23 protein-coding genes, 1 tRNA gene and 1 pseudogene are annotated in these 22,736 nt (G+C 66.8%); 13 read left to right on the top strand and 12 right to left on the bottom strand.

Going from position 1 to position 22,736, the window contains the following annotated elements:
- Positions 1-200: 200 nt before the first annotated feature.
- The 4 genes from cofC to AC5FRV_RS10985 all read right to left on the bottom strand — a co-directional run bounded on the left by cofC (position 201) and on the right by AC5FRV_RS10985 (position 3,762).
- Positions 201-809 carry a 2-phospho-L-lactate guanylyltransferase gene (gene cofC / locus AC5FRV_RS11000; protein WP_493561140.1) on the bottom strand — a complete coding sequence of 203 codons (609 nt, stop codon included), beginning with the start codon at positions 807-809 and terminating at the stop codon, positions 201-203.
- Positions 810-1,580, bottom strand: coding sequence for a hypothetical protein (locus AC5FRV_RS10995; protein WP_493561139.1), 771 nt, complete (start codon positions 1,578-1,580; stop codon positions 810-812).
- Positions 1,558-2,736 (bottom strand): tubulin/FtsZ family protein, encoded by a 1,179-nt coding sequence (locus AC5FRV_RS10990; protein WP_089814464.1) that lies wholly within the window; start codon positions 2,734-2,736, stop codon positions 1,558-1,560. Before AC5FRV_RS10990 ends, AC5FRV_RS10995 begins: the two co-directional genes overlap by 23 nt.
- 135 nt (positions 2,737-2,871) lie before the next feature.
- Positions 2,872-3,762, bottom strand: coding sequence for a complex I NDUFA9 subunit family protein (locus AC5FRV_RS10985; protein WP_493561138.1), 891 nt, complete (start codon positions 3,760-3,762; stop codon positions 2,872-2,874).
- A 311-nt stretch (positions 3,763-4,073) separates the two neighbouring features.
- Between AC5FRV_RS10985 and AC5FRV_RS10980 the strand changes: the two genes are divergently transcribed.
- The 3 genes from AC5FRV_RS10980 (at position 4,074) to tmk (ending at position 7,293) form a co-directional block, all read left to right on the top strand.
- The gene (locus tag AC5FRV_RS10980) at positions 4,074-5,270 is read left to right on the top strand and encodes a GNAT family N-acetyltransferase (RefSeq protein ID WP_493561137.1); all 1,197 of its coding nucleotides are present in this window, start codon (positions 4,074-4,076) and stop codon (positions 5,268-5,270) included.
- Positions 5,271-5,275: 5 nt separating this feature from the next.
- A complete protein-coding gene (locus AC5FRV_RS10975; protein ID WP_493561136.1) occupies positions 5,276-6,604 on the top strand; it encodes a carboxylate--amine ligase in 1,329 nt (442 codons plus the stop codon).
- An 83-nt stretch (positions 6,605-6,687) separates the two neighbouring features.
- Positions 6,688-7,293 carry a dTMP kinase gene (gene tmk, locus AC5FRV_RS10970; protein WP_493561135.1) on the top strand — a complete coding sequence of 202 codons (606 nt, stop codon included), beginning with the start codon at positions 6,688-6,690 and terminating at the stop codon, positions 7,291-7,293.
- A 668-nt stretch (positions 7,294-7,961) separates the two neighbouring features.
- On the opposite strand, the gene AC5FRV_RS10965 is transcribed toward tmk, so the two are convergent.
- Both AC5FRV_RS10965 and AC5FRV_RS10960 read right to left on the bottom strand, forming a co-directional pair.
- On the bottom strand, positions 7,962-8,279 hold the full coding sequence (locus tag AC5FRV_RS10965) for a DUF7991 family protein (RefSeq protein ID WP_493561134.1): 318 nt from the start codon (positions 8,277-8,279) through the stop codon (positions 7,962-7,964).
- A 108-nt stretch (positions 8,280-8,387) separates the two neighbouring features.
- The gene (locus tag AC5FRV_RS10960) at positions 8,388-8,618 is read right to left on the bottom strand and encodes an Lrp/AsnC family transcriptional regulator (protein WP_089814455.1); all 231 of its coding nucleotides are present in this window, start codon (positions 8,616-8,618) and stop codon (positions 8,388-8,390) included.
- A 104-nt stretch (positions 8,619-8,722) separates the two neighbouring features.
- Between AC5FRV_RS10960 and AC5FRV_RS10955 the strand changes: the two genes are divergently transcribed.
- On the top strand, positions 8,723-9,409 hold the full coding sequence (locus AC5FRV_RS10955) for a potassium channel family protein (protein ID WP_493561133.1): 687 nt from the start codon (positions 8,723-8,725) through the stop codon (positions 9,407-9,409).
- Position 9,410: 1 nt separating this feature from the next.
- Complete coding sequence (locus AC5FRV_RS10950; RefSeq protein ID WP_089814451.1) at positions 9,411-9,641, top strand: Lrp/AsnC family transcriptional regulator; 231 nt, start codon at positions 9,411-9,413, stop codon at positions 9,639-9,641.
- A gap of 209 nt (positions 9,642-9,850) precedes the next feature.
- On the opposite strand, the gene AC5FRV_RS10945 is transcribed toward AC5FRV_RS10950, so the two are convergent.
- A complete protein-coding gene (locus AC5FRV_RS10945) occupies positions 9,851-10,369 on the bottom strand; it encodes a DUF5813 family protein (RefSeq protein WP_493561132.1) in 519 nt (172 codons plus the stop codon).
- Positions 10,370-10,457: 88 nt separating this feature from the next.
- Between AC5FRV_RS10945 and AC5FRV_RS10940 the strand changes: the two genes are divergently transcribed.
- On the top strand, positions 10,458-10,943 hold the full coding sequence (locus AC5FRV_RS10940) for a hypothetical protein (RefSeq protein WP_493561131.1): 486 nt from the start codon (positions 10,458-10,460) through the stop codon (positions 10,941-10,943).
- Positions 10,944-10,968: 25 nt separating this feature from the next.
- Here the strand turns inward: AC5FRV_RS10940 and AC5FRV_RS10935 are convergent.
- Positions 10,969-11,051, bottom strand: a tRNA-Leu gene (locus tag AC5FRV_RS10935).
- A gap of 180 nt (positions 11,052-11,231) precedes the next feature.
- A pseudogene (locus tag AC5FRV_RS10930) lies at positions 11,232-11,579 on the bottom strand (group I intron-associated PD-(D/E)XK endonuclease); the annotation flags it as partial.
- Between the two features lie 606 nt (positions 11,580-12,185).
- On the opposite strand from AC5FRV_RS10930, the gene AC5FRV_RS10925 reads away from it, so the two are divergent.
- From AC5FRV_RS10925 to AC5FRV_RS10895, 7 genes are all read left to right on the top strand, one after another.
- Positions 12,186-14,036: an ABC transporter substrate-binding protein gene (locus tag AC5FRV_RS10925; protein WP_493561130.1), complete on the top strand. Its 1,851-nt coding sequence runs from the start codon at positions 12,186-12,188 to the stop codon at positions 14,034-14,036.
- A 204-nt stretch (positions 14,037-14,240) separates the two neighbouring features.
- Complete coding sequence (locus tag AC5FRV_RS10920) at positions 14,241-15,320, top strand: ABC transporter permease (protein ID WP_493561129.1); 1,080 nt, start codon at positions 14,241-14,243, stop codon at positions 15,318-15,320.
- Positions 15,320-16,783 (top strand): ABC transporter permease, encoded by a 1,464-nt coding sequence (locus AC5FRV_RS10915; RefSeq protein ID WP_493561128.1) that lies wholly within the window; start codon positions 15,320-15,322, stop codon positions 16,781-16,783. The genes AC5FRV_RS10920 and AC5FRV_RS10915 overlap by 1 nt, the downstream gene beginning before the upstream one ends.
- A complete protein-coding gene (locus tag AC5FRV_RS10910) occupies positions 16,780-17,907 on the top strand; it encodes an ABC transporter ATP-binding protein (protein ID WP_493561127.1) in 1,128 nt (375 codons plus the stop codon). Before AC5FRV_RS10915 ends, AC5FRV_RS10910 begins: the two co-directional genes overlap by 4 nt.
- The gene (locus AC5FRV_RS10905) at positions 17,904-19,520 is read left to right on the top strand and encodes an ABC transporter ATP-binding protein (RefSeq protein WP_493561126.1); all 1,617 of its coding nucleotides are present in this window, start codon (positions 17,904-17,906) and stop codon (positions 19,518-19,520) included. The genes AC5FRV_RS10910 and AC5FRV_RS10905 overlap by 4 nt, the downstream gene beginning before the upstream one ends.
- Positions 19,517-19,933 carry a DUF7555 family protein gene (locus AC5FRV_RS10900; protein WP_493561125.1) on the top strand — a complete coding sequence of 139 codons (417 nt, stop codon included), beginning with the start codon at positions 19,517-19,519 and terminating at the stop codon, positions 19,931-19,933. The genes AC5FRV_RS10905 and AC5FRV_RS10900 overlap by 4 nt, the downstream gene beginning before the upstream one ends.
- A gap of 38 nt (positions 19,934-19,971) precedes the next feature.
- The gene (locus AC5FRV_RS10895) at positions 19,972-20,517 is read left to right on the top strand and encodes a DUF7529 family protein (RefSeq protein ID WP_493561124.1); all 546 of its coding nucleotides are present in this window, start codon (positions 19,972-19,974) and stop codon (positions 20,515-20,517) included.
- Positions 20,518-20,539: 22 nt separating this feature from the next.
- Here the strand turns inward: AC5FRV_RS10895 and AC5FRV_RS10890 are convergent, their stop codons facing one another.
- The 3 genes from AC5FRV_RS10890 to AC5FRV_RS10880 form a co-directional block, all read right to left on the bottom strand.
- Positions 20,540-20,881 carry a ferredoxin gene (locus AC5FRV_RS10890; protein ID WP_493561123.1) on the bottom strand — a complete coding sequence of 114 codons (342 nt, stop codon included), beginning with the start codon at positions 20,879-20,881 and terminating at the stop codon, positions 20,540-20,542.
- Between the two features lie 201 nt (positions 20,882-21,082).
- On the bottom strand, positions 21,083-21,631 hold the full coding sequence (locus tag AC5FRV_RS10885; protein WP_493561122.1) for a peptidylprolyl isomerase: 549 nt from the start codon (positions 21,629-21,631) through the stop codon (positions 21,083-21,085).
- A 161-nt stretch (positions 21,632-21,792) separates the two neighbouring features.
- Positions 21,793-22,704 (bottom strand): alpha/beta fold hydrolase, encoded by a 912-nt coding sequence (locus AC5FRV_RS10880; RefSeq protein ID WP_493561121.1) that lies wholly within the window; start codon positions 22,702-22,704, stop codon positions 21,793-21,795.
- Positions 22,705-22,736 lie beyond the last annotated feature (32 nt).

Here is a 22,736-nt window from a genome sequence, read left to right as displayed (position 1 = left end):
CTGCAGAAAGTGATACGAAAGCTAACGTGAACAACTCGAAGGCCCCGGCCCGCTGCGGTCCCGCGACGCGCTCTGCGCGCCTCGTCGCTCGCTATCGCTCGCTCCGTCGGTGCTTGAGCGGTCGGGGTTCCCGCAGCGGGCCGCCCCTTTCAGTCCCACCCGCGTTTTCTCTTCAGCTGCTGTTTAGGGGCGGTTGGCAGTCATCGCGATACGCCCACGCGGCCGTCGTCGAGCGAGAGTTCGAACCCCCGCGCTTCGAGCCAGTCGGTGGCCTCGCCCTCGCCGTGGAGCATGACTTCGGCGAGGTCCGCGGGGTCGTCGACGTCCGTCGCCAGGCGGAACGAGTCCACCTCGACGACGTCGTCTGTGAGATTCCGGGCGATCCGTCGGTGGTCGCGGATAGAGGCGTCGTGGTAGTCCACCCGAAAGTCAGGGTGGCGGGCGACGAAGGCGTTGGTGCCCCCGCCGCGGCCCGGCGCGAGGACGACGTCGGCGTCGGGTTCGAACAGTCGGTCGAGGGCGTCGGGCGTCGCGAGCGCGAGGTCGGCCATGACGACGGCGACCGGGCCGTCGGTGGTTTCGAGCACGTCGTTGACGGCTGGGTCGAGCGGCCGGTCGTCGACGGTGACCGGCGCGTCGACGTCGACGCGCTCTGTCGCGAGCACCTCGGGGTCCCGGCCGATGGTGTCGAGCGCGGCGAGCACGTCGTCGAGCATCGCGCGCGCGAACTCACGGCGCTCCTCGGGTGAAAGAACGGAAGCAAGTCGCGTTTTCGGCTCCGAGACGGCGAACGGGACGACGGTCCGCATCTACAGGCGGCTGACCGTCTCCTGCTGGGACTTCCAGTAGTAGACCCCGCCGCCGATGAGGGCCAGCACCAGAACGACACCGCCGCCCATCAGTAGCATGCTGGTGGTCTGCTGGGACTGCTGTGCGTTCTCGGCCTTCTCCTGGGCGTTGTTCGCCAGGCCGACCGCGTTGTCGAAGTTCTCGGCCTCGTAGGCCGACACCGCGCTGTCGCGGAGGGTCTCGGCCTCGTCGTGGCCGCCGATCTCGTCGATGGCCGCCTCGGCGTCCTCGATGGCGTTCCGGGCTTCCTGGCTGTCCCCGGTGTAGTGGTGGGCCGAGTCGTTGGCGAGTTGCTCGACGTTCCCGCCGGTGGTCTGGTCGAGCGAGGTGACGCGGTAGGTCTCCTCGGGACTGTACGTGTAGTTCTCGATGGCCGGCGTCGTGCCGTCGAGGTTGACGACGACCTCGTCACCGTTGTCGTCGACGTCGAGCGAGTGGTTGAACGACTGCTCGGTGTAGGTCTCCTGGGAGACCTGGGTGCCCGCCCGGAGGACGGTGACCGTCCAGCGCACGTCTTCGAGTTCGGTCTCACCCTGGAGCGTCCACTCGTTCGGCGCGTCCGTGAACGGGTCGTCGATGGTGTAGGTGACCTGGACCTCGTCGCCGACCTGGGACGACTCGGGAACGCCCTCGCTAGAGAGACTGAGCGCACTCGCTGGTCCGACGGCAGCGACCAGAACCGCCACGAACAGGAGTGCGATCGTCGCCCTAGAACAGGGGATCGAGCTCATCCTCGTCATCTTCGACCAGCTGTTCGAGGTTGTCCTCACTCTGCTGGCGGATGTCGTCGATGTTGTCCTGGGCCTCGATGGCGATCTGCTGGAGCTCCTTGATCCGCGGGACGTTGTGGATGCCCGACAGCAACACCGCCGCGGCGACGCGGGGCTCGTTGGTCGGGTAGTCCCCGCCCCGGACCTCCATCGACCCGGTCTGCTCCTCGAGCCACTTCCGCCCGCGCTCTATGCCCTTCCGGTTGAGGTGCTGGGACGGCCCGGCCATGACGAGCAGCGCGCGCTCGGCGCCCTCGATTTCGCAGGGCAGCGTCAGCCGCCCGAGCGCGGCCTTGCGGACCAGCGACGTGATGCGGTTGGTCGTGTTGGCCGTGTCCATGTCGCTGCCGCCCTCGTCGCCCTTGAACCGGGAGAGGAGGCCGCCGCTGGAGCCGGAGAGTTCGACGTCCTCGGAGGCGTAGCCCACCGTGGAGACGCCGCCGCCGGCCAGCGTGTTGATGATCTCGGAGGAGTCGACGACGGACTCGGCGACGTTGTCGCCGGCGCCGACCTCGCCGGCACCGAACAGCACGCCGAAGCGCCGGACGATCTCCTCGTTGATGTGGTCGTAACCGCCCTGGACGGACTCCCCCGTCTTCCGCCAGGAGTCGTTGTCGAACACGAGGAGGTTGTCCACCTCGCGGACGAACGTCTGGAACGAGCGCGCGGCGTTGAGGGTGTAGATGCCACCCTCGTCGCCGCCCGGCAGGACGCCGAGCCCGTACACCGGTTCGGTGTAGATGCGCTTGAGATGTTTCGAGATAACCGGGGACCCGCCCGACCCCGTCCCGCCGCCGAGTCCGGAGACGACGAGGAACGCGTCGATCTCGTGGACCGGGATGTTGTCGATAGCCCCCTGGATCTCGTCTATGTCCTCCTCGGCGATCTCCGCACCGAGTTCGTTGTCGGCACCGACGCCGTGACCCTTGACCCTGGCCTGTCCGATAAGGACCCTGTGCTCCTCTGGTATCTGTTCGAGTCCGAGCAAGTCAGCTTTCGCCGTGTTCACTGCGACGGCCGAGCGAACGATACCGGAGTTCGTTCGCTGGTCGTATTCGAGGAACTTGTCGACGATTTTGCCACCGGCCTGCCCGAAGCCGATCATCGCGAGTTTCATTGGTTCGAGACTCCGCTTAAAGAGGGCAAGTGCGAAAGCGGGTATAAGCCTTTTGCCAGAATATCGAATACGATAGGGGATCTCCTGTGTGATAATCTACAGCTTTGGGGGCTACAGCCGGTGATTAGCTGGTCGTCACTCGTCGACGCCCAGGTACGTAGCCAGTGTGGTAAGGTCCGCTACGTCGACACCGAATGCGTCGACGTCGTTGTCCGCGACGCTGTTGTCGAAGCGCAGCGAGCGGTACTGGTCGGCGCCCATCGGGAACCCCGGGATGGCCCCGGCGACGGACAGGCCGAGGCCGGCGAGCACCATCGGGACGGGAAGAACGGTCAGCGATTTGCCGCGCGCGCGGTAGGCCAGCTTCGCCACCTCGGCGAGGGTCACCACCTCTGGGCCGCCGATCTCGTACGTCTCGCCGACGTGGGTCTCGTCCTCGAGAGCCGCCGCCACCATCGGGACGAACTCCTCGACGTGAATCGGCTGGAAGCGCGTCCGACCGCCGCCAGGTAGCCCCGTGACGTACGGCGTCGTCAGTTTCGTCGTGAAGGAGACGAACTCGCCGCCCTCCCCGAAGACGATAGAGGGACGGAAGATGACCCAGTCCAGATCGCTCGCGCGCACGACGTCTTCGGCCTTCCCCTTCGCCCGGATGTAGTGAGTCGTCCCCTCCGGGTCCGCGCCGAGGGCGCTCTGCTGGACGAAGCGGTCGACGCCGTGTTCCTCCGCGGCCCGGACGCAGTTGCGCGTCCCGCCGAGGTGGACCGTCTCGTGCATCTCGTTACCGCCGCTGGGCTGGAACAGCGGCGACAGCGCGACGAGGTTCACCACCGCGTCGCGCCCCTCGAAGGCGGGTTCGATGGAGTCGTAGTCGGTGACGTCGCCGGCCACCGTCGAGACGCCGTCGGGGAGCGCGCCCTGGTCGGGCGAGCGCGACAGCGACGTCACCTCGTGGCCGCGCTCGACGAGTTCGGTACACAGGTACTGTCCGATGAAGCCGTCGCCGCCGACCACGAGCACGTTCATGCTCGAAACTGGACCGGGAGCGACCGTAAAACTTGGCGCTCGCTAGCGAGGCGCGCTGACGACGGCAATCGGCGTATCGTTCACGGTCCGACACCAGCCAGGGCTTACCGTCCAGTTTGGTCGGGATACCGGCCGCGCGCAGCGTCCGAGAACGGTGGAGACGGCTGAATCGGACCGCAGTCGGCCAGTTTCTCGAAATTCGTCCCCGTTCGTAGCGACGACCCGGGTGGACGTTAATCCGAGATTTGATCGGGTTTCGCTGCGACTAAGCCGTCAATTACAATCCCCGCTGTCGACGGGTACAGAGACAGATGTCCAGTCAATCGCAAGAGACGACCGAAGAGACCCAGTCGACGGCCGCCGGGTACTCGGTCCGCTGGTTCCGCAGTGGCGACGCGGACGGCGTTCGCGCCCTGTTCGAGGACGCGCTGGGTCGGACACGGTCGCGAGCGTACGTCGACTGGAAGTACGTCGACGACCCGTACCTCTCCCACGTCCCGATCAACGTCGCCGAGCACGACGGCAACCTGGTCGGCGTGCAGGCGTACCTCCCCTGTCGGCTCCGACACGCCGGCCGGACGGTGCTGGCGCTCCAGCCCGCCGACGCAGTCATCCATCCGGACCACCGCCGGAACGGGCTCTACACCCGGATGACGCGCCAGGCCATCGACCGCTACGAGGCCGGAGAGCCGTCGCTGTTCTTCAACTATCCGACCGAGGGCGCGCTGGGCGCCCAGCGAAAGCTCGGCTGGGAGTCGCTCGGCGAACTCGACGTCTTCTACCGCATCCAGCGCCCCTCCGCGTTCCTCGGCGACGCACTCGAGGAGGCTCTCGGCGGCGCGGGCGGTCGGCCGCTCGGGCGCGTCGCGGACGGAGTCGCACGCGGCGCGTTGACGGCCCTCGACAGGGTCGGGACGCCGTCGGAGCGCCTCACGGTCGAACGGCACGTCGACCCGCCCGCGGCACTCCTCGCCGCCCTGTACGACCGGTCGATTCCCGAGCGGTTCCACGTCGACCGCGAAGCGCAGTTCTACGAGTGGTGGCTCGCCGACCCGACCCACGACTACCGGACCTACGTCGCCCGGTCGCGCGGGGACCCCGTCGCGGGCCTCGTCACGCGACTCACCGACAGCGGCGTGTTGCAGCTCCGCGACGCGGTGCCGCTCCCGCCGAACCAGCCCGTGGGCCCACTCGGACGGCTCCTGTCGGCGGCGCTCGCCGACCACCGCGAAGCGGACGTCGTCAAGTCCGTCGGCGAGACGCTCCCGGCCGACGTCCTGGGCCGGTTCGGCTTCGTCCGCGACTCCGCGCCGGTGCTCGACAGCCGGACGAAACCGCTCCGCATGGCCGCGCGGCCGCTCGCGAGCGACGACGCTGAGGGGCCTGTCCACGATGACGACGGGCAGGAAGACGACGGGCCGGACACTGGCGCCGACGGACCGGACAGCGACGCCGTCACCGACCGCGCGAACTGGTTGCCTACCTTCCTCGAACCGAACAAGGACTGATCCGGATGGGACGAGACCGCAGCCGTCCGACAGTGATGGTGCTCGACGGCGACAACGACAACGCCATCCAGGTCGCCACCGAGCTCTCGGAGGACCTGGACGCCGAGGTCGTCGGCGTCGGCACCAGCAACTGGAGTCGCCTGCTCCGGTCCCGGTACTGCGACGTCGGCGTGACGACGGTTCCCGCGAGCGAGCCGGGGTACGCCGACCAGCTTCTCGACGCCGTCGAGGCGCACCGTCCCGACCTCCTGATCCCGGTCGGCTACCACTCCGTGGCCGCCGTCGACGGAATTCGGGACGACCTCCCCGACGCGGTGGAGTGCTGGCTCCCGCCCTCGGACTCGCTCGACGTCGCCGTCGACAAGGTCGCGACCGCGGAACTGGCGGCCGAACTCGACGTCGGCACGCCCACGTCGTTCACCGACCGCGTCGCGGCGCTCGACGAGCGAGGTCGACCAGGGGAGATCGGTAGCCTGCCGTTTCCCCTCTTCCTCAAGGCCCGCCACGAGTGCGGGAAGAACGTCACGGCTGAGGTCGAACGTCCCGGAGCGTTCTGGGCGACCTACGACGACCTCGTCGGCGAGCGCGGCGTGCAGGAGGTGATCGTCCAGGAGTGCATCCCGGGCGAACAGACCTACGCCTGCGGGCTCCTCTACGACGACGGCGCGCCGCAGCTGCTGTTCGCCCACGAGGAACTCCGCTCCGTCCCGCGCGAAGGCGGCAGCGGGACCCGGGTGCGCCTGTTCCGCGACCCACGGATCGAGACCGCCGCCATCCGCCTGCTCGACAGCCTCGACTGGCACGGGCCCGCGCTGGTCGAGTTCAAGCGCTGCGCCGACGGTAGTTACGCCCTCATGGAGATCAACCCGAAGCTCTGGGCCTCCTACGCGCTCGCGAGCCAGGCGGGCTATCGCTTCGTCTCGACGTGTGCGCGCCGCGCGCTCGAACTCGACGGTGCCCAGACGGGCCATCCGCCCGACGCGACGGCAGAGATGGTGTTTCCCCTCCGGGAACTCTACTACGCCGCCCGGACAGACGACGAGTCGCTCCTCCGGTCGGCCGCCGCCATCTGCTGGCCGCCAGCCCGCCTGGATCTGAACCTCCGCGATCTCGGGGCGTGGCTCACCCCGCCGGCCGCCGTCGTCGACACCGTCGACACAGCCACCGCCAGTCAATCCAGCGTCGGGACGTCGGCCCAGAACGCGGCGAACGGCGACAGCCGTGCCGACGAAACCGACCGCCGCCCCGCCGGTACCGAGCCCACGAACGTCGACTCGCCGCCTGGAGACGCCGACGAGGGCATCGCAGACGAAGCAGACCTCCCGGGCGATTGATGCACCGGGCCAGGACCGGTGGTCGACGCGAGACCCCCGCCGCGTAGCGGGGCGTTTACGTGAGACGCCCGTGACCTGCCGGTATGCTCATCACGCTGGAGGGCCTCGACGGGAGCGGCAAGACGTCCGCCTGGGAGTCGCTCCGGGACGGCGACGGCACTCGCGACGACGCCGTGCCGGACGACGCCGTCTTCACCCGCGAACCGACGGAGACGTGGTACGGGGAGGCCGTCGAACGCTCCATCGGGGACGACGACGCCGACCCGCTGGCCGAACTGTTCCTCTACACTGCCGACCACGCCGCCCACCTCGCCGACACCGTCCGTCCCGCGCTCGCCGACGGTCGCGTCGTCGTCTCGGACCGCTACTCCGACTCTCGGTACGCCTACCAGGGCGCGACCCTCTCAGACACCCTCGACGACCCGCTGACGTACGTCCAGGACGTCCACGCCCCCTGGACGCGCCCGCCGGACGCCACCATCTACCTCGACGTCGACCCCGAGACGGCCGCCGAACGCAGCGGCGCCACCAACAAGTTCGAGACCGCCGACTACCTCGCCGACGTGCGTGCGAACTACGAGCGACTGGTCGAGGCCGAGCCCGACCGATTCGTCCGCGTCGACGCTTCTCAGCCGCAAGCGGAGGTTCTCGACGAGGTTCACGAAACTGTGGCGTCGCTTCTCTCGTAGGTTTCGCATCTTCGGCGGAATCAAACACCCAGAAAGCCCTCGGCGCGCTCGACTCGCGCGCCACAGTCTGCGCTCCTCGCTACGCTCCGGTGCCCTCAGCGAAGCTGAGGACTACGCGAGAGCTTCGCTCTCGCGGTCGCTTGACGTGTCGTGCTTCGTCGACCACGCCTCGCCCTTTCATTCCACCAGGTTCCGCATCGCTCACGCGATGAAACGCGCTCGCGATTGATGCCACCAAACCTCCCCGGATTCGGCGCGTCCGCGCCGAATCACGCTTCCCCACCGCTCCGCAACCGTCCGGCCGGGAGCGAGTAGCCGAGCGACGGGCGGGCCGAGCGCAGCGAGGACCGCCGGATGGACGAGCGGGAGCGAAGCGACACGCGAGCCACGAGGCTCTCGTGACCAGGGGAAGGGCAGGGCTGGGGTGCGGTTACCTGGCGGACTGAAAGGGCGAGGCTGGTTCCGGGAACCCCGGACCCGCAAGCACGCGAGGAACGAGCGCGCGCAGCGCGGTCCGCGGGATTCTCGTGAGCGAAGCGAACGAGGGCTCGAAAGACGAGCGAAGCGAGTCTTTCGGTGCCGGAGCGCGACGAGGGCTTTCTGGTCATTCGCGGTATCGTTTCTTCCGACGAGCACAGACCAACCACCCGTTCAACTCACCCAAAATCCTAGGATCGCTCGGGGACGTCCACTTCGTCGGGCGCGGGCATCCAGAAGTAGTCGAAGGTGATGCCGACGGCCAGTGGCACCGCGATGGTGATGGCGATGACCGTCGCGCGGCTCCCCAGGTCGACCCCGAGGCCGAACACGCCCGAGAGGACGAACAGCACCACCACCATCGTGAGCGGGATGAGGAAGAGGGCGTAGAGGATACTCCCCCAGGCCGTCTCGAGGCGGACGCGGAAGAAGCGGGTCATGAGGGCAGCGAGCGCGCTGTTGACCAGCACGATGACGAGGAGACCAGTGATACCGACGACGCCGACCATGGTGGCGCTAGTGACTCAGCCCTCTTTGCCGTATCGAAGCGCTACCGTCGGGAGCGCCGGTTCCGACAGTCGGTGGGAGACACCGCCCGGTGACTCGGCCGGTCGGGATCACTCCAGACAGATGTAGGTGCGCGTGTCGGCGACGCCGTCCAGGTCGCGGATACGCGTCGCGACCGAGTGCATCACGTCGTACACCTCGTCGCCGGCGGCCTCGGCGATGATGTCGTACTGGCCGGCGACGATGTGGGCGTCGGTGACCCCTTCGTGGTCGCGAATGGCCGCCAGGAGCCCTTCAGACTTCCCCGCGGCGGTCTTTATCATGATGAAGGCGGTGACCATACGTAGTATGTGACACGATACCACGAAAAGGTTTGCCCGCCACCGCCCCACGGCGGTCCGCCGTTCGGGGTACATTTATCCACCCCCAGGTTGTAACAGTTACCATGCGATTCGTTATCGTGGGCTCCGGTCGCGTCGGGCTCCGGACGGCCCGCGTCCTCGACGAGAGCGGGCACGACGTCGTCGTCATCGACAGCGACGACGCGAAGGTAGCGCGGGCTCGCGAAGAGGGGTACGATGCCATCGAGGGCGACGGGGCGATGGAAGCGACCCTCGAGGAGGCAGACCTCGATAGCGCTGACGCGCTCGGTGCGCTCACTGGCGACCTCAACGACAACTTCGTCGCCTGTATGATCGCCAAGGAACACGGCTGTCGCACGGTCATGCGCATCGACGAGGACTACCGCGAGGAGATCTACCGCACCTACGCCGAGGACGTCGACGAGGTGATCTACCCCGAGCGGCTGGGCGCCATCGCCGCCAAGAACGCCCTGCTGGGCGGCAGCATCCGCGCCGTCGCCGACGTCGCCCACAACCTCCAGCTCGTCGAACTCACCGTCACCGAGCAGTCACCCGTCCGGGGTTACTCGCTGAGCGAACTCGAACTCCCCGCCCACTCGACGATGATGGCCTTCGGCAAGGACGGCGAACCGGCCCGGCTGGCCACCGACGACGACACCCTCGAACTCGGCGACCACCTCATCGTCCTCGCGGACTTCGACGCGCTCTCGGACGTCCGCAGCATCGTCGTCGGCGAGACCGGCCGCAAGGCGGCCGCGGGGGGTGTGTAGCATGGTCGTCGCCTACGTCATGGTCAAGGCCCACACCGGCGAGGCCGACCGACTGAAACGCGACATCGAGGCTATCGAGGGCGTCGTCGAGGCCTCCATCGTCGCCGGGGACGTCGACCTCATCGCCAAAGTCGACGTCGAGACCCCCGGCGAGGTCAAGGACGTTGCCGCCACCCAGATCCAGGACATCGACGGCATCGAGGACACGCAGACGTACATCGCGATGGACTAGCGACTAAACTTTACGTCGTCGGGTTCGAGTCGCGCCTTCGGCGCGCTCGAACCCCTCCTCGCAAACTTTAGTTTCAAACTTCCCGGTCACTCGCTCCGCTCGTGACCGGTGAAACGGCTCGCTTCGTTCCCGTGAGCGAAGCGAACGGGTGCTCGGAAGAGCTTGCTCTTCCGGTGCTCGCGCCGTATGCTGGAAGGTTAGCGCAACCGCTACAGCGGCGTGCCGCCGACCTCGCCCTCGCCACCCCCGCTGGAAGCGTCGCTGACCAGGTCCGCGACCTTGCCTTCGTAGCTGTAGCCGGGGACGATTCCTTCGACGTAGGTGCCCTCGACGTACTCGACGAAGGCCTTGGCCACGTCGGCGGCCCGGTCGGCGCTGCCGAACGTGAACTCGTAGGTGGTGAGGACGTCTTCGCCGTCCCGTTCGACCGAGAACGCGTCGAGTTCGACGTCGGCCCGCGTCGCTTTCGGGGCGTCTTCGAGGCGGAGTTCCAGCGTCTCGAACCAGCCGTCTGCGACGGCGTCGCCCACTTCGTCCTCGGTGGCGGCGTGGAGCGTCGGCGCGCGCACGGTGACGATGTAAGCGGTTCGCCACTCTTCCGCATCTTCTGCGGTGACGTGGCCGTCGAACACCGTCGTCGTCAGGCGATACGATCCGTCGTCGGCCCGCTCGTAGGCGTCGTGGTGGTCGAACGCCTGCTCGACGGCGTCCGGAAGCTCGTCGGTCATTGGCGTTCGGTAGGTGAGTGTGCGTCAAAAGGCCGTCGTCAGCGGTCCGCCCGGAGAGTTAAGCGTCCGCGCGGCAACCGTTCCGGCGATGCCGCTCACGCCCTTCCACCTCGGTCCCGCGCTACTGATCGGTGTGATCCTCCATCGTCGACTGGACCTCCCGACCCTGCTCGCCGCCAGCGTCGTCGTCGACGTCCGCGCCGCGCTCGTCCTCTTCGGCCCGCTCGACCCGCCCATCCACGGTATCCTGACGACGTTCGCCGGTGGAACCGTCGTGGCGCTTCTGCTCGCAGGCGTGATCACCGGATTCGGAGAGCGTCTCCGACCCCTGCTGGCGCCGCTCCGCCTGGCCGACACCGACGCCGCCGGCCCGGTGGTGGCCGCGGCGCTCGTCGGCGTGTACTCCCACGTGTTGCTCGACGCGAAGCTCTACACGGACGCACGGCCGTTCTTCCCGCTGGAAGTCAATCCATTCTACGTCGGTGCTACGGCGTTTCTGCCGGTCTACGCGGGCTGTGCGCTCGCCGGACTTCTCGCGCTCCCGATAGCCGTCGTTCGCTGGCGTGGCCACTGAAGGTGACACAGCGGCGGAGAGAGATTGAGGGGACGGGGGTTCGAACCCCGGAACTCCTACGAGACGGGTTCTTAAGACCCGCGCCGTTGACCACTTGGCTACCCCCTCACAACCGCTCGTCCAGGGTATAGTCTCCGACGAAGTGTATTGCTTTTCGGTTGTACTCTCCGTAGTCGCCCGGGTTTCTGATAGTGGTGGTTGGAAGCCCGTACAGGCGCTCGACGTGGCCGGTACCGTCAAGCGTCGGTACAAAGTTACAACCACCACTATGAGACTGAAGTTCATCTGCGTCTCCGGCGTCTCGTCGAAGGGAACGAAGAGAGTGACGTCTGTCGGCTCGTAGTAGACGACGTACGCGTCCAGTTCGTCACTCGTGTAGTACGTCTTCTGTGGCGTGCCGTCGCTGTCGTAGACGGTACAGTCGAACTCGACGACGATGGTTCCGTCCCTGTCGTGGTGGTCGTAGGCCGTCTTCACCTGCACTCGCTGCAGATCGCCGTCGCGGTCGATTACCAGGTCGTACCGTTCAGACCCGAACGCGGGGGTGAACACGGCGATTCCCCGGTCGATCAATCGGCTCGTAACGACCGCCTCTGTCCGCCGCCCGCGCCACTGGTGCGCTCTTCCCTCGTTCATCGGGGCGAGTTCGGTCCGTCATCGTACTTCAACCAGATCGGAACCCAACAGACAACTATCGTCTGGTGCCGATTCAGCACGACCTCCGGACCGCTCCGTGGCCACGCAACTGGCCGAAGGACGCACTGTTGGGAGGCGAGGGGCAAATGGATACCTCATAGTGGTCGTTGTAAACCCTTACCGACGTTCGCCGGTACCGTCCACGTCGAACGCCGGTAAAAAGTTACAACGACCACTATCACTCCTCGGGAGAGAACCAGTCCGCTGGAACGAACGTTCGACGTCGTCCTGGTTGCGATGGGCGACAGGCGTGCCGTCCGGGTTTTCGCGGTGTATCTCGATGGAACACTGCTCACGGCCGCGCGGCGACGCCGCTGACGGAAATGGCTGGCCCGTCCAGACTGAATCTCGGTCGGTAAGGGGCCATCGATGATCACTTCCGTTCGTTACTGATCAAAGGCAGATATACATCATTCGGAAAGTAGATACGCAATGTGAAATGCCGACTGTAACATCCAACACGCTTATTCCGTACGAATTTGAAAGACGTGATAGGCGAGACTGGCGGGTCAACAACTGACGATATGTTGCGAGCCAACAAAAACCATGTTAGATAAAGACAATCTATCCCGACGAGATTTCCTGAAGGGCACCGGCGGCGTCGCAGGGGCCTCAGTACTGGCCGGCTGTGACGGCGGCGGCAGCGGCGATTCGACCCCGGCCGAGAGTACCGACACGACCAGCGGTAGTGACGGCGGTGACGCCGGCACCACGCTGAACATGATCAACACCGGGACGATGACGTCGCTGGACCCGGTAGCCATCTCCGACACTGCGAGCGGTATCGTCGCAAACCAGTGTTACGAGGGGCTGATGACCTATCCGAACGCGAACCCGGAGGTCGAGCAGAACCTCGCGACGGGGTACGAGACCAGCGACGACTTCCTGGAGTACACGTTCACGCTCCAGGAAGGGGTCCAGTATCACAACGACATGGGCGAACTGACGGCGTCGGACGTCGTCTACTCCTGGGAGCGGCTGGCGGCTTCGCCCGCATCGGAGCGAGCGTACTTCATCCTCGACTCCATGGGGATCGAGGCGCAAAACCAGAACGGCGAGGCGTACGCCACGGGAGACGAGTACCAGCCGGGGTCGATGCAGGTCGAGGCGACCGGCGACTACGAGGTGTCCTTTACCCTGCGTCGACCGTTCCACGCGACGATGCAGATGCTCGCGTACGGGAACTTCGCCATCCACCCCGAGGGCATCGTCGGCGACATCGAGGGCTACGACGGCGAGGTCGACCAGGAGACGATCGCCACCAGCGCGTCCTACGGGACCGGCCCGTTCGTCCTCGACTTCTGGGAACAGGGCGACTCCGCCCAGGTGACCGCGTTCGAGGACTTCCGTCGCGACGACCAGCCCAAACTCGACGCGATCAACTGGGCGATCATCGAGAAGCCGGAGCCCCAGTATCGCTATGCGACGAACGGGAACGCCGACCTCCTGAAGATACCGACCCAGTACTACGACCCGGGTAAGGTGTCGGTCGAGGAGACGACCGAGGCCGGCCAGGAGATGGGGACGTACGGGCCCATCTCCTCGGGGAGCCTGAACGGGACGACGGTCAACTACCTCCGCACGCCGGAGATCGGGACCTACTACATCGCCTTCGACGTCTCCAACACGGAACCGGCCGTCCGGAAGGCCGTCGCGTACATGGTCAACCGCGAGGAGATCGCCAATTCGACGTTCAAGAAACGCCAGCCTGTGGCGTACCACCTCACGCCGCCCGCCATCTACCCCGGCGGGGCCGAGGCCTACGACCAGCACGTCGAGGAGAACTATCCCTACGGCCTCGCCGAGAGTCAGATCGAGAACGCGAAGCAGGTCATGGAGGAGGCCGGCTACGGGCCGGACAACCAGTACGAGCTGACGATCAACTCCTACCAGGGCATCTTCACCGAGATGGTCCGCGGCCTGCGCGACAAGCTGTCGGCCGCCCACATCAACGCCAGCGTGGAACCGACCGACTTCGCGACGATCATCGAGAAAGGGAAGAAGGGGAACCTGCAGTGTTACACGCTCGGCTGGATCGCCGACTGGCCGGCACCGGACAACTTCGTGCAGCTGATGGCCCCGGAGTACACCGACGTCGCGGAACTGGGTCAGTCCGCGCTGACGTACACGAACTGGAGCGAGATCGACACCGACGCCAAGACGCAGGCCCAGGAGGCCTGGGACACGATTTCGAACAACCTCGACCCGAGCGACGAGGCCACCCAGACCCGTGCCGAGGCCTACGTCCAGCTCGAGGAGGCGAACTGGGAGGACGTGGTCCTTATCAACATCGTCCACGGCGCCACCGAGCGGTTCTACGGGGACAACGTCTCCGTCGAACCGTTCGGCGGGATGGGGATCTCGCGACAGACCCACTACACCACCACGAAGGAGTGACGCCGGTCCAGCGGGACCGGACGCGTCGCCGTTCACCCGCGCAGTCGGCCACCCGTCCGCGCCGTCGGCCGTCCACCGGTCAGTGACGTCCGGGCGCGCCGACGACGCTCCGACGTTCGCCGGATCGCAGTGAATATACGATCGCGACGAGAATTCATACGTGATAACACACTACACCCCGGCTCTTGTAAACTATCCTAACACATGAGTAGATGGAAGTATTTTCTGCAACGACTCGTTCTGACCGTCCCCATCCTGCTGCTGGCGATGTCGATCGTGTTCCTGATCGTCCGCGCCGGCCCGCTGGACCCGGCGCGTGCCATCGTCGGGATGGGAAACCCCGCCGGCTACCACGACGTGGCCGTCGACCTCGGAATCGAACGTGCAGTCAGGGTCGACGGCGAAGTCAGGTACGTGGACGTGCCGCTCTGGCAACAGTACGTCGACTTCATGGCAGGTCTGTTGACGCTTGATCTCGGCCAGTCGTGGGTCATCTACCCGGAGACGAGCGTCTACGAGGTGATCGCTCTGCGCGCACCGCGGACGCTCTGGCTCGGCTTCTGGTCGGTGCTGATCGCCCTGTTCGTGGGGATCCCGCTGGGCTTCTACGCCGGACTCAACCCGAACACGTGGGGCGACTACACCGCTTCGTTCGGCGGGATCGTCTGGCGGGCGATGCCGAACTTCTGGCTCGCGGTGATCCTCGTCGCGGTGCTGTCGAACTCACAGCAGCTGTTCGGCTTCAGCTGGCAGCAGCTGGTCGTCCCGACGAACGTCGTCACCGCACCCAACCTGAGTTTCCTGACGGACCCCGGCATGTTCCTGTCCGACCCCGGACGCGCGTTCAACCAGTTGCTCGGCGCGACCAAACAGATCTTGCCGGCGGCCATCGTGCTCGGGTCGTCGTCGATGGGGAACGAGATGCGGATCGGCCGGACCGCGGTGCTCGAGACGATCAACTCGAACTACGTCGAGACGGCGCGGGCCAAGGGCGTCTCCGCACGCTCGATCGTCTGGAAGCACGTCTTCCGGAACGCGCTCATCCCGCTGATCCCGATCATCACCGCCGAGGCGTTCCTGCTCATCGGCGGGTCGGTGATCGTCGAGTACATCTTCGCTATCAACGGGCTCGGCCAGCTGTTTTTCACCGCCGCCACCAAGGGTGACCTGCCGCTGGTCGGCTCACTGGCCTTCATATTCATCCTGCTGACGCTCTCGCTGAACGTCCTGCAGGACTTCCTGTACACGATAATCGACCCCAGAGTCGGCTACGAGGAGAACTGATGACTGGTACCGAACACGCCGTTCACCGATCGCTGCGGACACGGATTCGGGAGAACCAGCGACCCGCAGCGGTGTGGGTCGCGGTGCTCCTCGCACTGGTCGCGCTCGAAGCCGGCGCGCTCGTCGACCTGGCAGTCGTGCTGGTACAGGGGATGGTGAAAGCCTGGCCCTTCGGCAACCCCGGGATGGCCGGGATCGAGAGCGCGAAGGCCGCGGCAGAGGCCATTCCGACGCTGCTCTCGCGAGAGACGATCCCGAACCAGGGGTGGCGCACGAGCGCGAACGGCCCCTGGACGAACACCTTCCTCGGCCTCGAACCGATGGTCGCCTGGCTGCTACGGTTCGCGCTCACCTACGCCTACGTGGGCGTGCTGATCGGCTGGTTCCTCTACGGCTACCGGCTCTACCGCGAGCACTATCGGCAGGCCGACTGGACCCCGACGGACGACGTCGTCCGCCGGTTCCGATCGCACTCGTGGGGCAAGTTCGGCTTCGTCGTCGTGGTGGTGTTCGTCGTCATGGCCGTGTTCGCGCCGACGCTCTCCCCGGCGCTGGCCGAGGAGAACATCGAGAACCCATACAGCTACGAGATGCAGTACTTCGACGAGGAGACTGGCAGCGTCGAGACGGTGTTCGTCGGCCAGGCTAACAGCCAGTCGACCTCGCAGGGAGCTGGGGACGACAACATCGGCCTCTGGCAGTACGACGACTTCGGCCGGTTCCACCCGTTCGGGACCATGCCGAACGGGAAGGATCTGTTCACCTTCATGATGTACGGCGCCCGCGTCTCGCTGTTCATCGGCCTGCTGTCGATGGGGATCATGGGCGCGTTCGCGACGGTGTTCGCCATGACCACGGCCTACTACAAGGGACTCGTCGACCTCGCGGTGGTCATCGTCGGCGACTCGGTGATGTCGATCCCGCAGCTGTTACTGCTGATACTGGCGATGGCCGTATTCAACGGCCACTGGCTGGAGGGGATCTACAACGGCGGGCTCCTCATCGCGCTCGTCTTTGGGTTGAGCGGGTGGCCGGGGCTGTGGCGCGCCGTCCGCGGCCCCGCGTTCCAGGTGTCGACCGAGGAGTGGGTCGACGCCGCGCGCTCGTTCGGCCAGCGCCCGAGCGCGACGATGCGCAAACACATGCTCCCCTACGTCGTGGGCTACCTGCTCGTCTACGCGTCGATGACGCTCGGCGGCGTCATCATCGGGACGGCGGCGCTGTCCTTCCTCGGCATCGGCATCGACGCGCCGACGCCCGAGTGGGGCCGCGCAGTGAGTCTCGGCCAGCCGTTCATCGCGACCCAGTCCTGGCACATCGCCATGATCCCCGGTCTGCTGGTCGTCGCCGTCGTGACGGCGTTCAACGCCCTGGGCGACGGCATCCGCGACGCCATCGACCCGCAGTCCGAGGGTGGCGAGAGCGAGACCACCGCCGCGGCCGCCGGGGGTGGTGGCGGATGAGCCAGCAACCGCGCCGGCAGCGAACCGCGAGCGAACCGGTCCTGTCGGTCGAGAACCTCCGGACCGAGTTCCACACGGACAAGGAGGTCATCCGGGCCATCGACGACGTCTCCTTCGACGTCCACCCCGGCGAGACGGTCGGCATCGTCGGCGAGAGTGGCTCCGGGAAGTCGGTGACGGCCCGCTCGATAATGGGCCTCGTCGACGACCCCGGGCGGCTCCTCGACGGGTCGTCGATCCGGTTCCGCGGCGAGGAACTCGTCGGCAAGACCGAAGACGAGTACCGCGACGTGCGCGGGGACGGCATCGCGATGGTGTTCCAGGACCCGCTGTCCTCGCTCAACCCCGTCTACACCGTCGGGAACCAGATCAAGGAGGCGCTGAAACTCCACCAGGGCCTCACGGGCAAGGCCGCGACCGACCGGGCAGCAGAGCTGCTGAAGGCAGTCTCGATCCCGGACGCCCGCCGCCGGCTCACGGAGTATCCCCACCAGTTCTCCGGCGGGATGCGCCAGCGAGCCGTCATCGCGATGGCGCTGGCCTGTGACCCGGATCTGCTGATCTGCGACGAGCCGACGACCGCGCTCGACGTCACCATCCAGGCCCAGATCCTGGAGCTACTCAACGACATTCAGGACGCGGAGGACCTGGCGATCGTCTTCATCACCCACGACATGGGCGTCATCGCCCAGGTCGCCGACCGGGTGAACGTGATGTACGCCGGCGAGTTCGTCGAGAAGGCGCCGGTCGAGGAGCTGTTCGCAAACCCGAGACATCCCTACACGCAGAGCCTGCTCGAATCGATCCCGGGTCGGGGCGACGCCGACGAGCGGCTCCAGTCCATCGAAGGCGACGTCCCGACGCCGCACGGGGCCGCCACGTACTGCCGGTTCGCCCCGCGCTGTCCGAAGGCCTTCGACGAGTGCGACGCCATCCACCCGGCCCACGTCGACGTCGGCGAGGAGGACGTCGAACACACCGCCGCCTGCCTGCTCTACCCCGACGACCTGCCCCAGGAGGAGGCGCTGGCTATCCACCAGGAGCACCAGACCGAGGCGGAGCGGACCGGCGACGGCGACGCGCAGCTAGTCGACGAGAACACCCCACCGGAGGAAGAACAATGACAGAAGTCGTCGAATCGGACGAGTCGGCTCGCGAGGAAGACGTCCTCGTCGAGGTGAACGGACTGAAGAAGTACTACGACGCCGGCTCGCTCACCGGGACGCCGGTGAAGGCCGTCGACGGCGTCGACTTCGACATCCGGCGGGGCGAGACGCTCGGCCTCGTCGGCGAGTCCGGCTGTGGCAAGACGACCCTCGGGCGGACGCTCGTCCACCTCGAGGCCGCCACCGAGGGGGAGGTGCTGTTCGACGGGCGCGACGTCACCTCACTCAGCGGGAGCGAACTCAAGCGCTGGCGGCGGAACGCCCAGATCGTCTTCCAGGACCCCGAGTCGTCGCTGAACGACCGGATGACCGTCGGCGAGATCGTCCGGGAACCGCTCGACGTCCACGACTGGCCGACGCTCACCGTCCGCGTCGCGGGCGACCCGGACGCGACCGTCACCGGCGACGCGGAGGCAGTCGGCCCGACAGCGACCGGGCGCGACGTCGACGTCACCGTCACGGTCAGCGGTGACGACGCCGACGTGGCAGTCCGCGACTCGCTCCCGATCGGTCCCGAGGACCTGGCCGTCGACGTGGACAGCGGGTCGACGACGACTGTCGACGTCGAACTGCTCCCTTCCAAGGCGCAGGTCCGGCGAGCCCACGTCAGGGATCTGCTGGAGCGAGTCGGGATGCAACGGGAACACTACTTCCGGTATCCACACCAGTTCTCCGGCGGCCAGCGCCAGCGCATCGGCATCGCGCGGGCGCTCGCGCTCGAACCGGAGTTCGTCGTCCTCGACGAACCGGTGAGCGCGCTGGACGTCTCCGTCCAGGCGAAGATCCTGAACCTGCTCGAAGACCTGCAGGACGAATTCGGACTCACCTACCTCTTCATCGCCCACGACCTCGCGGTGGTCCGCCACATCTGCGACCGGGTCGCGGTGATGTACCTCGGCAACGTGATGGAACTGGGTGCGGCCGATTCCCTGTTCGACGAGCCCGCGAACCCCTACACGCACTCGCTGCTGTCGGCCATCCCGGAACCGGACCCGACCATCGAGTCGGACCCGATCACTCTGCGCGGAACGCCGCCGTCGCCGCGGGACCCGCCGACGGGCTGTCCGTTCTCGACGCGATGCCCGGCCAAGATCCGACCGGAGGCGTTCGACGACCTCGACGACGAGACCTGGGCAGCCATCGACGACCTCCACCGGATCGTCCGCGAGCGCGGCCGGGCCGAACGGTCGCTACGCGAGCGAGCGAGGGAGGTGCTGGGGATGGAGACGCGCTTCTCCGACGTCGAGGACATCGTCGTGGAGGTGTTCGGCCGCCTCGATCGGACGCCCGATACGACAGCAGAGCGCTCGTTCGAGGCGGTGATGGACGCGTTGCCACGTGACGTCCGTGGCCCCCTCGTCGACGTGACCGACCACCTCCGGGAGAACCGCGAGGAGGACGCCCTCGAACGGTTGCTCGACGCCTTCGGGAGCGAGTGTGACGCGACCAGCCCGGCGTACTACGACGTCGACGAGGGCGGGCGCGTCTCGATGTGCCATCGTCACGACCCGGCGTACGACGATGTGGGTCCCGTCCTCGAAGAGCGCTACGGGGACTACGCCGGCCGATGAGGAGCGGGCGCCGGCTCTGGATCAAGGCGGTCGACGGGGTCCAGTACGCCGTCGTCCTGACGGCGCTCGTCGTCGCGGTTTGCACGCCGGTCGGGCTGCTGGCGACCGGGTCGCTGGTCGGACTCAAGTGGCTCCTCTTTCTCGTCGGCCTGTTCCTCATCGGCGTCGGAACCGTGAAGCTCCGACCGCCCCCGGCCGGCCGGGAGAACCCGCGGTTCGGCCTCACGAACTCGCGGGCCGACGACGGACTGGGCGGACTGGTCGGGCGCCTCCCGCCCGTCGCCTGGCTCGAACCCACGCCGGCGGACCACCTCTCAGACGGCGGTCGGTTCCTGCTCGCCGGCGCGCTGTCATGGGCCGTCTCCTTCGGCCTGGAGGCTTTCCTCGGCGTGGGCGTCCCGACGGTCGGTTAAGCGACAGCCTTTACGGCGAGAAGCCTCACTCACTATCTATGACTGACGCCCCCGATATCGACGGGGAGAGCGTGGACGAAGCCGAGCGACTCGCCGCGAGCAGCGAGGTGCACGCGAACGCCTGGCAGCGGACGCTGGACGACATGTGGGCTCTCGAGGAGGAGTTCCAGGACGAGGGGTGGGAGACGCTCGTCACGGCCGCGGGCCACACCGCAGCAGTGACGCCGTCACACGAGAAGGGATACTGGGGATTGACCCACATCGTGCCCGACAGCGACGCCGAAGCCATCGGCGACGCCGTCGAGTCCGCCGACTTCCCGCGCTACGACGTCTACCGGACGCTCGTCGACGGTCGCGTCTTCTCCGTCACGGCTCTGCTCGACCCCGAGGCGGAGACGGCAGTCCTCGTCTCGAACCAGTTCGAACTCCGCAGGGCCCGCCCGCTCGTCGAACACGCCCGCGAGGCCGGCCACGTGAACACCGTGGTCCGGTTCCTCGACGGAACCGTCGTCGCGCAAGCACGTCACGACGACCCCGGAAAATTCTTCCCCCGCTACGAGACGTTCGGCGACGACGAGGCGTGAACGCCCCAGACTGTCCGCTTTCTCACCAGTCTACCGAGAGCGTCCCGTCGCCGTTCGGGTCCGGTGCGATCTCTTCGTCGGTCCGCCGGTCCACGACGTGGATCACCCCGCGGTCCTTCTTCGCCGGACACACCTCCGCGGCGCGGACCTCGTCGTCCAGGTCCGCCTCGCCGACGAAGTACGTCTTCGGGGCGGCGATACCCGTGTCCAGGCTCAGTTCCCAGTTGTCGGAGACCTCGGCGCACTTGCCAGCGCCGATGCACTTGTTGGCCTCGAAGATGATCTTGTAGGGCTTGTCCTCGACCGGTGGCGCGTCCGCGGACCCGAACTCGCTCGGGTCGACGGGACCGTCCTCGTCTGCCATACGCTCACTCGGGACTCCCGGCAGTTAAGTGCGCTTCTTCCAGCGAGGAATTGCCGGACGACGCGATAGCGAAAAAGACGACTCCAGGCGCTCGTGGTGTCGGTTGGAACTATTTTCAGGAGCCAGACGCTGACGGTGATAAATCGGAACCGAATCGGCCGGTGACGAAGCGACACCGGTACAGAAGTACAACCGACGCTATCAGTCGTGTATCCCGACCGATTCGATGGTGATCGGCGACGTCGGGTGGTCGTTCATGTCGGTGCTCGTGGCGCCGATCTCCTCGACGACGTCCATGCCGTCCGTGACCTCGCCGAAGACGGCGTGCTTGCCGTCGAGGTGGGGCGTCGAGTCGAGGGTGATGAAGAACTGCGAGCCGTTCGTGTCCGGACCGCGGTTGGCCATCGACAGTTTGCCCGCCGAGTCGTGGGTCAGGTCGTCGTGGAACTCGTCGTCGAAGGTGTACCCCGGGCCGCCGCGGCCGGTCCCCTCGGGGTCGCCGGTCTGGATCATGAAGCCCTCGATGACGCGGTGGAATTCGACGCCGTCGTACAGCGGGTCGGTCCGCTTCTCGCCGCTCTCCGGGTCCTCCCAGGCTCCTTCGCCGGGACCGACGGACGCCTCGTCGTAGTCCTCCGCTTCGGTGGCGTGGTCGACGAACGCCTCGACCGTTCGCGGCGCGCGCTCGTCGAACAGTTCGACCTCGATGTCGCCTTCGGACGTGTGGATCGTCGCAGTCAGGTCGCTCATGGACGGGGAGACGCGAGCACCGGGCAAAACCCTGGCGGTGCCGTCCGGAGGTTGAAGTGGGAAGGCGGGCCCACCCGCTCCCGTGACCTGAGAGCCGCCGCGAGTAACTAGCGGAAGTACGGTACGACTGCTCGCGGACGGAAAGTACCGTCTGTTCGCCCCTACAGGAACGCCAGTAACTCCCCGTTCACTTGTTCCGGCGCGTCGACCTGCAGCCAGTGACTCGCGTCCGGGTAGCGTTCGACCCGCAGGTCCGGCACCCACCGCTCCAGTCCCTCGGAGAGCGACGGTGACAGCGCCTGGTCCCGCAATCCCCACAGCAACAGCGTCGGCACCTCGACGCGCTGGTCCCCGGCGCCGCCCTGCGTGAGGGTCAGTCGGACCATCCGACGGAACAGCGCTCGGTAGTAGTCGATCGCGGCCGTCATCGCGCCCGGTCGCGCGAACGCCCGCTTGTACCGCTGGATATCTTCGTCCGAGAACGCTTCCTGCCGCACAGGCTGATCCCGGAAGAGTTTCTCCAGCGCCGCGAAGTCGTCCCGACGGAGCGACCACTCCGGCAACCACGGGATCTGGAAGAAGAAGGCGTACGAGGAGCGGCGAATCTGCGATAGCGACGACCTGAGTTCCCGCTCGTACGCCGAGAGGTGTGGCGCGTTGAGGACGACCAGCCGGTCGACCACGTCCGGTCGGTCCATGGCGACCTGCCAGGCTATCACGCCGCCCCAGTCGTGACCGACGACGCGGGCCGACTCGTGACCGAACGACCGGATCAGTCCCACCACGTCAGCGACGAGTTCGTCGAGGTCGTACGACGAGACGCCGGCCGGTTTCTCGGAGCGATTGTACCCCCGCAGGTCCGGCGCCACGACGCGGTACCCCGCCTCGGCGAGCGCGGGAATCTGCTCGCGCCAGGAGTACCAGAACTCCGGGAAGCCGTGGAGGAGGAGGACCAGGTCACCGTCCACGGGGCCGGCAGTGACGTAGTGGAGGTCGACGTCGCTGGCCCGGACAGTTCCGTGGCTCCAGGACTCCTCGGTCGTCCACCGGTCGCTGGCGGTGGCGTCGCTCATGCGTTCGAATGCACGCGAACGAAAGAAGGCTC

The organism is Halomicrobium sp. HArcel3, assembly GCF_058933135.1.
This window is presented reverse-complemented; position numbering and strand designations above follow the sequence as displayed.